The organism is Actinoplanes sp. NPDC051513, assembly GCF_044454685.1.
GTDB lineage: Bacteria > Actinomycetota > Actinomycetes > Mycobacteriales > Micromonosporaceae > Actinoplanes.
The window spans coordinates 124,253-135,223 of sequence record NZ_JBITDW010000026.1 but is presented as its reverse complement, the minus strand read 5'-3'; the positions used below and the strand labels follow the sequence as shown (position 1 = coordinate 135,223).

Below are 10,971 nucleotides of genomic sequence, written 5' to 3'. Positions count from 1 at the left end.
ATCATCGCCCTGGCCATGCTCACCCTCGGCGGCCACCGACCCGAACTACCCGACCGATGACCGCAAACCCACCCACACACCGATCACAAGAGCCATTTTTGTCGTACCGCCCCGCTAACGTTCCGCCCAGAAATCCGACGAGGGGTTGGGGACATGCGGAGCTTCGAGTCCGTCGAGGGCACATCGGCGAAGTACTGGGAGATTTGGTGCGAGGGCAGCGAGGTCACCGTCCGCTTCGGCCGGATAGGCGCAGCGGGACAGACCAAGGTCAAGGCCTTCGACAACCCGGGACCAGCTCAGGTGCACGAGGCGAGGCTCATCGCGGAGAAGACCAAGAAGGGGTACGTGGAGATCACTTCTACGACCGCAGCAGCCGCAGTCCCCGCCCCTTCGCCGACGCCGGCGTCCGCGGTCCCTCCGCCCGCTGCCGCGACTGCTGCTCCTTGCATGGACGAGCCAACCCCCGAGCCGGTCTCCACCGCTGCCGCCGTCGACGAGAACACGTTCGTCTTCCCCTCGGCGTGGTATCGCCATCGGTACGCGCGCCGGGGCAGCGCCGGCCTCACCGCGTTCATGCCCGATCCCAGGGCCCGCAAGGTGGTCGACGAGGAGATCTCGCGGGTTCCCCACCAGGTGAGGCTCATCCTCGAGGCGCCGGGGACCGCTCCCGACGTACGGATGGCCGGTTTGGCCTGGCGTGACGGCGACCCCGACGCCGAGCCGGTCGGCGCGGCCGCCGTGGCGCTCGCCGCCGCGCTCGGCAAGTGGAGCGACCAGCACCGCATGGCCTCCTTCGTCGACCTGTGGGTCGCGCAGCGCGGGCTGATGTTCGCGGTCGAGGCGGCGCTCGAGGTGATGGCCATGCGGGTCGCCGAAGACGGCGCGCGCGGCGCCAACGGGCAGCGCTACTGCATCAAAGCCATGGGTCCCGGCGATTCCCGCTACAGCTGGCAGATCGACAGCCAGTTGCTGATCCTGTTCCGCGCCCGGCAGGCGCTCGCCGCCGCCTCCTCTCCAGATCACGAGGCGGCCGTCGCCATGCTCGCCGAGCATCGCACCACCTCGCTGTATCGGCGCGTGGCCACCTCGGTGCTCGCGCCCGGCCAGGCCGCCTGGGTCGAGCACGACATCGCCGACGCGATCGCCGCCGACGACCACTACCTGGCCACCGTGCTGCTGGCCGCGGCCGGCACCGGCGAGCAGGCGAGCAGGCTCGCGCCGCTGGTCAGCACCTGGTCGGTGGCCGGGTCGCTCGCCCTGCCGGCCACGCTCGCCGACGCTCTCGGCGCCGAGTGCGCACCGGCGCTGTTCCACTGGTTCGACGAAGACACCGGCGCCGAGGGCCGGCGCCGCCTGCTCTCCGTGCTCGCCGCCCTGCCCGGCGACGACGTGATCAACGGCCTGATCCAGCGGATCGACGCCAAATACACAACGCCGGCCCTGCTCGAGGCGGCCGAGCGCTACCCCGTGCGCGCCCTGCGGCTGCTGGCCGAAGCCGGCGGCAAGCGCACGGTCGCCGACCTGTTGCGCGGTCACGTCACCGCCCACCCCGACCTGGTCGAGGTCGTGCTCCCCGCGCTGACCGCCGACGCGGCCGTGCGGGTCGAGGCGATGGCCGGCGACGCCGCGGCGGTCACGGTCGCGCCCGCCGAGGCCGTGCCGGCGGTGCTCGTCTCCCCGCCGTGGCTGCACCGCGCCAAGCCCGCCAAACCGGTGGTCGTGCCCGGCCTGACCTGCACCGATCCCGCCACCGTCGGCTGGCTCCCGGGTGAGCGGGGCAGCTGGCGCGAGGTCCACTTCGAGCGGTTCGCCGATCCCAAGGACGGCTGGGCCAAGGCCGCGCTGCGCATCGCCGCCGGCCACGCCGCGTGGCACGAGCCGGTCCAGTTCTTCACCGAGGCGCCCGAGCTGGTCGCCCGGCCGCTGCTCGCCCGGTGGACGCCCAGGTACGTCTGGGAATCCGGCACATGGATGCGGGTGATCATCGCGCGCTTCGAGATCGACGCGCTGCCGCTGGCGCTCCACATCGCCGAGCGGTCGCCGTCCGAGGGCGCGCCTCAGCTGCTGCCGTTCTTCTCCCCGGCGATCGCCGTGCACATGGCCGACTGGCTGACGCGGCTCAAGAGCGTCCGCGAGCTCGCCCAGACGTGGCTGCTGCGGCACGCTTCCGCTGCCGCCCGCGCGCTGGTGCCACCGGCCCTCGACAAGGCCGGTGCCGGCCGCCGCCAGGCCGAGCGGGCGCTGCTCGTGCTGCACGCCAACGGCCACACCGAGGCGATCCGCGCGGCGGCCACGTCGTACGGGGTCGACGCCGAGGCTGCGATCGCGACGCTGCTCGCCACCGACCCGCTCGACGTCCTGCCCGCCAAGATCCCGGCGAATCCGGCGTGGGCGGCGCCGGGCCTGCTGCCGCCGCTCGCGGTGCGCGACGGGGTGGGCGCGCTGCCTGCGGAGGCGGTGTCGGCCGTGGTCACCATGCTGGCGCTCTCCCGCTCCGACGACCCGTACGCGGGCCTGAAGGTCGTGCGAGAGGCCGTCGATGCCGAGTCGCTCGCCGATTTCGGCTGGCAGCTGTTCCAGCGCTGGCAGTCCTCGGGCGCCAACTCCAAGGAGAACTGGGTGCTCGACATGCTCGGCGTGATCGGCGACGACGAGACGGTCCGGCGGCTCACCCCGCTGATCCTCGCCTGGCCGGGCGAGGGCGGCCACGCCAAGGCCGTCACCGGCGTCAACGTGCTGGCCGGCATCGGCACCGACGTGGCGTTGATGCATCTGCACGGCATCGCCCAGCGGGCCAAGTTCAAGGGCCTCAAGGCGGCCGCCCAGCAGAAGATGGACGAGGTCGCCGCCGGGCTGGGGCTCAGCGCCGAGCAGCTGGCCGACCGGCTGGTCCCCGATTTCGGTCTCGAGGCCGACGGCAGCATGCGGCTCGACTACGGCAGCCGGCAGTTCGTGGTCGGCTTCGACGAGCAGCTGCGCCCCTACGTGGCCGACGCCGCGGGCAAGCACGTCAAGGCATTGCCCAAGCCGGGCGCTCGCGACGACGCCGAACTGGCGCCGGCGGCGTACAAGCAGTTCTCGGCCCTCAAGAAAGACGTACGCACCATCGCGGCCGACCAGATCCGCCGGCTCGAGCGCGCCATGGTGACCGGCCGGCGCTGGTCCGGCGCCGAGTTCCGGCAGCTGTTCGTCGACCACCCGCTGCTCTGGCACATCGTCCGCCGCCTGGTCTGGGGCCTGTACGACTCCGGCGGCGCGCTGCTCGGCGCGATCCGGGTCGCCGAGGACCGCAGCTTCTCCACGGTCGACGACGACGAGACGACGGTCCCCGCCGACGCGGTGGTCGGGGTGGCGCACCCGCTGCACCTGGGCTCGACGCTGGCCGCCTGGTCCGAGGTGTTCGCCGACTACGAGATCCTTCAGCCGTTCCCGCAGCTGAGCCGGCAGACGTTCGCGCTCACCGCCGACGAGACCGCCGTCGCCGAGCTGTCTCGTTTCGAGGGCATCACGCTGCCGACGACGAAGGTGATGGGCCTCGAGCGCCGCGGCTGGCGCCGCGAGACGCCGCAGGATGGCGGGGTGCAGGGCTACATCGAGCTGAAGCTCGGCCCGAAGCTGGAGATGTCGATCTCGCTCGACCCCGGCATCGTGGTCGGCATGGTCACCGAGTTCCCCGAGCAGAAGCTGACCGGTGTCTTCCTGCACGACGGCACCGGCACCGGGTGGCGGTCCCAAAGCTCGCGCATCCCGCTCGGCCGCCTCGACCCCGTCGCCGCATCCGAGATCATCCGCGACCTGACCGAGATCACCGCATGAGCACCCTTTCTGGAGACAGCGAGATGACCGTCCTCGACGTGACCGATCCCGCCGAGTCGGTGCAGCGGCCGCCGGCCGAGGTCCGCTTCGCGGACGAGTTGCGGCGGCTGCGTTCCGCCGACACCGCCGCCCGCCCGCCGGGCTGGGCCCTCAGCGTGCAGGCCGCCCGCCGCTTCGTGATCGGCGACCCGAAGCTCGGGGTGAGCCGCAAGTTCGTGGGCGACCCGTCGCTCATCGACCGCGCGCTGATCACCCTCGCCACCAGCCGCGGCCTCATGCTGGTCGGCGAGCCCGGCACCGCGAAGTCTCTGCTCTCCGAGCTGCTCGCGGCGGCGGTCAGCGGCGACTCGACGCTGACCATCCAGGGCGGCGCCGCCACCACCGAAGACGCTATCCGCTACTCGTGGAACTACGCGCTGCTGGTCGCCGAGGGTCCGTCGCAACGGTCGCTCGTCGCCGCCCCGCTGCTGCGCGGCATGGCCGAGGGCCGCACGGTCCGCTTCGAGGAGATCACCCGCTGCCCCCTCGAGGTGCAAGATTGCCTGCTCTCCCCGCTCTCCGACCGGGTGCTCGCCATCCCCGAGCTGACCGGCGCCGAGTCGATGGTCTTCGCCCGCGACGGGTTCAACATCATCGCCACCGCGAACACCCGCGACCGCGGCGTCAACGACATGAGCTCGGCCCTCAAGCGCCGGTTCAACTTCGAGACGGTCTTCCCGATCGCCGACCTCACCACCGAGCTGGCCCTGGTCGCCGACGAGGCCGCCAAGCTGCTGCGCCGCTCCGGGGTCACCGCCGAGCCGCGCCGCGACGTCCTCGAGGTGCTGGTCACGACGTTCCGCGAGCTGCGCACCGGCGAGACCGCCCGCGGCGACTCGATGGACCGCCTCTCCGCCGTCATGTCCACCGCCGAGGCCGTCTCGGTGGCGCACGCGGTCGGCCTGCGCGGCTGGTTCCTGCGCAACGAGCCCGGCAACGCCGAAGACTTCGTGGCCTGCCTGGCGGGCACCGCCGCCAAGGACAGCCCCGACGACCTGGCCAAGCTCCGGCGTTACCTCGCCCAGCAGGTCACCTGGCGCGACGGCGACCAGTGGAAGGCCCTGCACCGCGCCCGCCACCTGCTCCCGGGCTGACCGATGCCGGTCACGTTCCTCGGCGTCCGCCACCACAGCCCCGCCTGCGCGCGGCTGGTGGCCGAGACCATCACCCGCCTGCGGCCGGCCTACGTCCTGATCGAGGGCCCGGCCGACTTCAACCCGCGCATCGACGAGCTGCTGCTGGGCCACGAGCTGCCGATCGCCGTCTTCAGCAGCTACCGCGACGACGCCCGCCGGCACGCCTCGTGGTCCCCGCTGTGCGACTACTCGCCCGACTGGACGGCGCTGACCGCCGGGCGCTCGGTGGGTGCGGCGCTGCGCTTCATCGACCTGCCGGCGTGGCATCCCGCGTTCGCCGACCGCAGCAACCGGTACGCCGACGCCGAGCTCCGCTACGCCGAGGTCATCGACCGGCTGTGCCGCAGCTTCGACGTCGACAACGCGGACGCCCTGTGGGACCACCTGTTCGAGATCGCCCCCGCCGACGAGCTAGCCGCCCGGCTGGACACCTACTTCGACCTGATCCGCGGCGAATCGGCGGCCGGCGATTCCGACACCGATCGCGAGGCCTACATGGCTTCGTGGGTCGCCGCCGCGGGCGCGGAGGCCGGCGAGAACGACGTCGTCGTGGTGACCGGCGGCTTCCACCGGCCGGCGTTGGTGGCGGCCCATGCTGCGTCCAGCAATGCCGCCTCCTCGCCCTCGGCCGGCCCGGCCGCCTCCTCCCCTTCGCCCGGCCCGGCCGGCTCCTCCCCTTCGCCCGGCCCGGCCGGCTCCTCCCCTTCGCCCGGCCCGGCCGGCTCCTCCCCTTCGCCCGGCCCGGCCGGCTCCTCCCCTTCGCCCGGCCCGGCCGGCTCCTCCGCACCGTCAACGGCGGACTGGGCGTGGCCCTCGGTGCCGGCCATGCCGGAGGGCGCCGTGGGCGGGAGCTTTCTGGTGCCCTATTCGTTCAAGCGGCTCGACTCCTTCGACGGCTATCAGTCGGGGATGCCGTCGCCCGGCTACTACCAGGAGCTCTGGGAATCGGGGCCGGACGGCGCGGCCCGGCACCTCGTGGAGGCGGTGGCGGGCCGGCTTCGCGAGCGCAAGCAGCCCGTGTCGACGGCCGACCTGATCGCGGCGCGGGCCACCGCCGACGGGCTCGCCCTCGTGCGCGGGCATCATGCGCCGGGGCGGACCGATGTGCTGGACGGGCTGGCTTCCGCGCTGGTGAGCGAGGCTCTCGACGTACCGTTGCCCTGGTCTTCGCGGGGGATGCTCGGAGCCGGAAGCCACCCGGTCGTGGTCGAGATGGTCGCCGCGCTCAGCGGGAGCCGCGTCGGGCGCCTGCACCCCGACACGCCCGCGCCGCCCCTGGTGCACGACCTCGACGCCGAGCTGGCCCGCTCCGGCCTCGACGGCGTGGCCGACCTCGACCTCGACCTGACCCGCGACAGTGACCGCGAACGCAGCCGCGTCCTGCACCGGGTGCGGGTCCTCGGGTTGCCCGGCTTCCGGCGGGAATCCGGCCCCGCCACCGGCCTCGAGCCGGTCCTGCGCGAACGCTGGACGCTGCGCCCCGGCCCCGAACGCCTCAGCGCGGTGATCGAGGCCGGCTCCTACGGCGCAACGCTCGCCGACGCGTGCGCGGCCGTGCTCGCCGAGCGGGCCGCCAACGCCGGCCGGGACATCGACGCCCTGGCCACGGTCCTGTTCGACGCGGCACTCTCCGGCGCCGCGGACGTCTCCGGCCGCACACTGAACGACATCGAGTCCTCGGTGGGCGCCGCCGCCGATCTCGGCCCGCTCGGCCGGATGCTCGCCGTGGTCCTCACGATGTGGCGCCACGACCGCGTCCTGGGCACCGCCCACAGCGCGACGCTGGGCACGGTGATTGCGGCCGCTGTGCGTCGGATCCTGTGGCTGGCCGAGGGCATTCAGGGCAGCGAGGCCCCGGCCGAACCGGCGCGCATCGCCGCCCTGGCAGCCTGCCGCGACGCGCTGCGCCACGCCGAGCGGCGGCTGGGCCTCGACCGGATGGCCGCCATCGAAGTGGCCACCCGCGTGGCCGCCGATCAGGAGGCGCCGCCCGACCTGCGCGGGGCGGCCTTCGGGTTCCGCTGGGCCTTGGCCCCGGCTACGCCGCCCGCCGACCCAGCCGCCGACCCAGCCGCCGACCCAGCCGCCGACCCAGCCGCCGAGCCTGCTACGGCCCCTGCCGACCCACCGCCTGCGGTACCGGAGACGGCCGTGGAGCCCGTGGCATCCGGGGACGGTGAGCTGGATCCGGTGCGGGCGGTGCGGGGTGCGTTCCAGCCGCGGACCGTCGGGGACTGGCTGGCGGGGCTGTTCGCGCTCGCCCGCGAGGACGTGCTCTCCGACCAGCGGATCGTGGGGCTGCTCGACGAGCTGATGTCGGGAATGTCGGCCGGGGACTTTCTCATCGCGCTCCCCGCTTTGCGGCAGGCGTTCGAATACTTTCCGCCGCGTGAGCGGGAGGGCATCGCCGAGCAGGTGCTCGCCCGGCGCGGGATGGGCGGGGGCGGCCGGCGGCTGTTGCGTGGTGGGGTCGATCCGGGCGTCGTGGCGGCGGGGATGCTGCTTGACGAGCTGGTCGACGCCGCCCTGCTGCGCGAAGGGCTGGTCTCCGCCGCGCCGCAGCACGACCGGGCCGTCTCCGCTGTGCCGGAGCGTGACGGGGCCGTGCCCGCTGTGCCGGAGCGTGACGGGTTGTTGAGGGGAGCCGGGTGTGACTGATCCTGATCTTGAGCGGTGGCGGCTCGTCCTCGGCGAACCGGCGGCCGCGGCCGGCGAGCTCGGGGCCGACGCTGCGCGGCGGGACGCGGCGCTGGACTGGCTCTACGGGCGGGACGAGGAGCTCGACAAGCGGGAGGTGCGGCGCGGGTCCACGCGGGAGGGCGGGACCGGCGAGTCCGTGCTGACCACCGTGGACTGGCTCAACGACATCAACCAGCTGTTCCCGAAGGAGACCGTCGAGCGGCTCCAGCGGGACGCCATCGAGCGGTACGAGATCACCGACATCGTGACCGACCCCGAGGTGCTGCGGACCGTCGAGCCGAACCCGGGGCTGCTGCGGGCCGTGCTCCAGACCAAGCACCTGATGAACGCGGAGGTGCTGCTGCTGGCCCGCCGGATCGTCGAGGCCGTCGTCCGCGATCTCATGGCGAAGATGGCCACCGAGATCAGAAAGGCGTTCTCGGGTACGCGGGCGCGCCGCCCCAGCCGCTGGAAGCAGGCCCGCGACTTCGACGTCACCAAGACGCTGCGCGCGAACCTCGGCCATTACCGGCCCGGCGAGCGGCGGCTGTACATCGAGACGCCGCACTTCTTCTCGCGCACCCGCAAACACGTCGAGCAATGGCAGGTGATCCTGCTCGTCGACCAGTCCGGCTCGATGGTCGACTCGGTCATCCACTCGGCGGTGACGGCCGCCTGCCTGTGGGGGCTGCCGGGAGTCCGTACGCATCTGGTGGCGTTTGATACGTCGGTGGTCGACCTGACCAGCGAGGTGGACGACCCGGTCGAGCTCCTGATGAAGGTGCAGCTCGGCGGCGGCACCGACATCCACAAGGCGGTGCGCTACGGCGCCGGTCTCATCGAGCAGCCCCGGCGCGCGATCGTGGCCCTGATCAGCGACTTCTACGAGGGCGGGTCGCCGGGGCCGCTGATCCGGCAGGTGCGCGGGCTGGTCGAGCAGGGCACCAAGGTCCTCTGCCTGGCCGCGCTGGACGAGGCCGCGAACCCGTCCTACGACCGCGAGACCGGCCGGCGCCTGGCCGACGTGGGCGCCGCGGTCGGCGCGATGACGCCCGGGCAGCTGGCCGAGTTCGTCGCCGAGCAGGTGTCCCGATGAGGGCCGACCTTCTCGCGCTGACTCCCGGGACCCTGGCCGAGCTGACCAACCGGGGCCTGGTCAAACGCGCGACCCGCGAGGTGGAACGCGACGCTCCTGCCATCACGGAGGACCCGGACGGCACCGTGCACGCCACCGCCTCCGATGGCACGACCACATCCCTGCCACCGGGCGGTCTCGAGGCGGGCAAGTGCGGCTGCGGCGCCCCCGGTGTGTGCCGCCACATCGTGGGGCTGGTCCTCGCCTATCAAACCTCGTGGGCGGCAGGTGCGCCGGATGCGACACCAGCTCCACCAGCCGCGGGCGATGGGGAAACGGCCGGCGACGGGGAAACGGCCGGCGACGGCACACGGGCGTCCGCCGCGGGGCGGGCCGACGCCGACGCAGCTGGGGCGGGCGAGACCAGCGGGTGCGAGACCGGCGCAAGCGCGACCGGCGCAAGCGGGAACGGCGCAAGCGGGAACGGCGCAAGCGGGAACGGCGCAAGCGCGACCGGCGCGGTGGCGTGGTCGCCGGGTGGGTTCAGCGACGTGGAGCTGACTGCCCGGGTAGGGGAACGCATGATGACGGCGGCCCGACGGATCGAGCGCAGCGGGTATGTGGCTCGGGTGCATCGGGGGCGGGCCGGGGATCCGGTGCCCACGGTGGAGCTGCCCACCGCCACGGTTCGGTTCCTGGTGCCGGGGAATCTCGGGTTCGCGCGGACCGACGCGGTAGCCGGGGTCCGGGACGACGTGATCGCGCTGGCGGTCTGGGCGTTCCGGGTCGCGGATACTCAGGCGCCGGGTGAGGCGGATCTGCAGGTGCAGGTAGGTGGCGGGACGCGTGCGGGGTCGGGGCCGGCGCTCGAACGGGCCGTGGCGCTGGCCGGGCTCGTGCTGCGGGAAGGGGCGGTGCATCTCGGGGCGGGGATCGGGGCCGAGGTCACCGTCGTGCGGCGGGACCTCGACGCGGCGCGGATGCGATGGCCGCTGCTCGCGGTGGACGACCTGGTCGCGCAGCTCGACGCCTATCGGGATCGGAGCGCCCGGTATCGGCCGGAGGCGCTGGCCGATCACGTGGCGGAGCTGTTCGCGCGGCATCGGGCCGTCACCCGGGGCGGGGCGAGCCTCACGTCGCGCGTGCTCGGCACCGACCAGGCCTCCGAGACGCCGCTGCGGCGGGCGCGGCTCGACGGGCTCGGGGCACGGGTTTCGGCGGTCGGCGACGAGCAGGTGGTCGACGTGTTCCTCGCGCACGCGGACAGTGCCACCGTGCTGGTGCTGCGGCGGGCGTACGAGACGGAGGAGCCCGGGCCCCGCCTGGCGGAACGTCGCGTCGCGGGAGTGACCCTCGGCGCGCTCGCGGGTGGTGCGGTGATCACCGAGTCGGCCGCACGTAGCGCGAGCCGGCGGGTGCGGCTCGGTGCGCGCCGGCTGAGCCGTACCGAGGCCATGGCGTCCCAGGGGTCCTGGCAGGACCTTCCGCGGGCGCTGATCGCCGCCGACCTGAACGCGCTCGCCGCCGAGCTCGACGCGCTGCCGCCGCGGCCGGTGCGGGCGCGGGTCGAGGCCGAACTGGTACGGGTCGTCCCGATCGCCGATGTGGTGTCGGTCAGCTACGCGCCGGGCGCCCAGCGGCTCGACGCGGTGATCGCGGACTCGTCGGGCGCCCTGGCGACCGTCACCGCCACCCACGCCGCCTGCGCTCCCGGCCGGCTCGACGGGGTGGCCGCGGCGCTCGCGGGCGAGGTGCGCTACGTGGCCGGCAGCGTGCGGCGGGGCGGGGGCGGCATCATCATCGACCCGCTCGGCTTCGCGGCCGGCGACGGCGTGCTCGTGCCCGACCTCGCCCCCGCCGCGGCCGGCGCCGACCCGCACGACCGGCCCGACCTGACGTCCGATCCGCTCGGGCACGCCCTCGAGGAGGCCCTCGCCCTGCTGGCCGAGGTCGCCCACCGGGGCCTCGTGCACGCGCCGCCGACCATGGCCGGGCGCCTGCGCCAGGCCGCCGGCCGGCTCACCCAGGCCGGCCTGCGCCGCGCCGCCGATGCCACGATGCGTTTCGCCGCCCTGCTGGGCCCCGACCCGGGAGAGGAGGCGGTGTCGGCATGGGTCGACGCCTACCTGCGCGTGAGCGTTTCGGCCGACCTGCGCCCCTGAACCGGGCGTATGCGAGGCTGCTGAGCGGACGTCGGCGATGAGTTTCGCCCCCTGGACCGGTCTA

At 73.8% G+C, this 10,971-nt stretch carries 5 protein-coding genes; all 5 read left to right on the top strand.

Annotation, left to right across the window (positions count from 1 at the left end):
- Window positions 1–153: 153 nt before the first annotated feature.
- From ACIA5D_RS43330 to ACIA5D_RS43310, 5 genes are read left to right on the top strand one after another with little or no spacing between them, the layout of a single operon-like run.
- Window positions 154–3,816 carry a DUF4132 domain-containing protein gene (locus tag ACIA5D_RS43330; RefSeq protein WP_396036484.1) on the top strand — a complete coding sequence of 1,221 codons (3,663 nt, stop codon included), beginning with the start codon at window positions 154–156 and terminating at the stop codon, window positions 3,814–3,816.
- A gap of 23 nt (window positions 3,817–3,839) precedes the next feature.
- Window positions 3,840–4,949: an AAA family ATPase gene (locus tag ACIA5D_RS43325; protein ID WP_396036488.1), complete on the top strand. Its 1,110-nt coding sequence runs from the start codon at window positions 3,840–3,842 to the stop codon at window positions 4,947–4,949.
- Window positions 4,950–4,952: 3 nt separating this feature from the next.
- A complete protein-coding gene (locus ACIA5D_RS43320) occupies window positions 4,953–7,649 on the top strand; it encodes a DUF5682 family protein (RefSeq protein WP_396036483.1) in 2,697 nt (898 codons plus the stop codon).
- The gene (locus ACIA5D_RS43315) at window positions 7,642–8,766 is read left to right on the top strand and encodes a VWA domain-containing protein (RefSeq protein WP_396036482.1); all 1,125 of its coding nucleotides are present in this window, start codon (window positions 7,642–7,644) and stop codon (window positions 8,764–8,766) included. Before ACIA5D_RS43320 ends, ACIA5D_RS43315 begins: the two co-directional genes overlap by 8 nt.
- Complete coding sequence (locus ACIA5D_RS43310; RefSeq protein ID WP_396036481.1) at window positions 8,763–10,907, top strand: hypothetical protein; 2,145 nt, start codon at window positions 8,763–8,765, stop codon at window positions 10,905–10,907. Before ACIA5D_RS43315 ends, ACIA5D_RS43310 begins: the two co-directional genes overlap by 4 nt.
- Window positions 10,908–10,971: the final 64 nt, after the last annotated feature.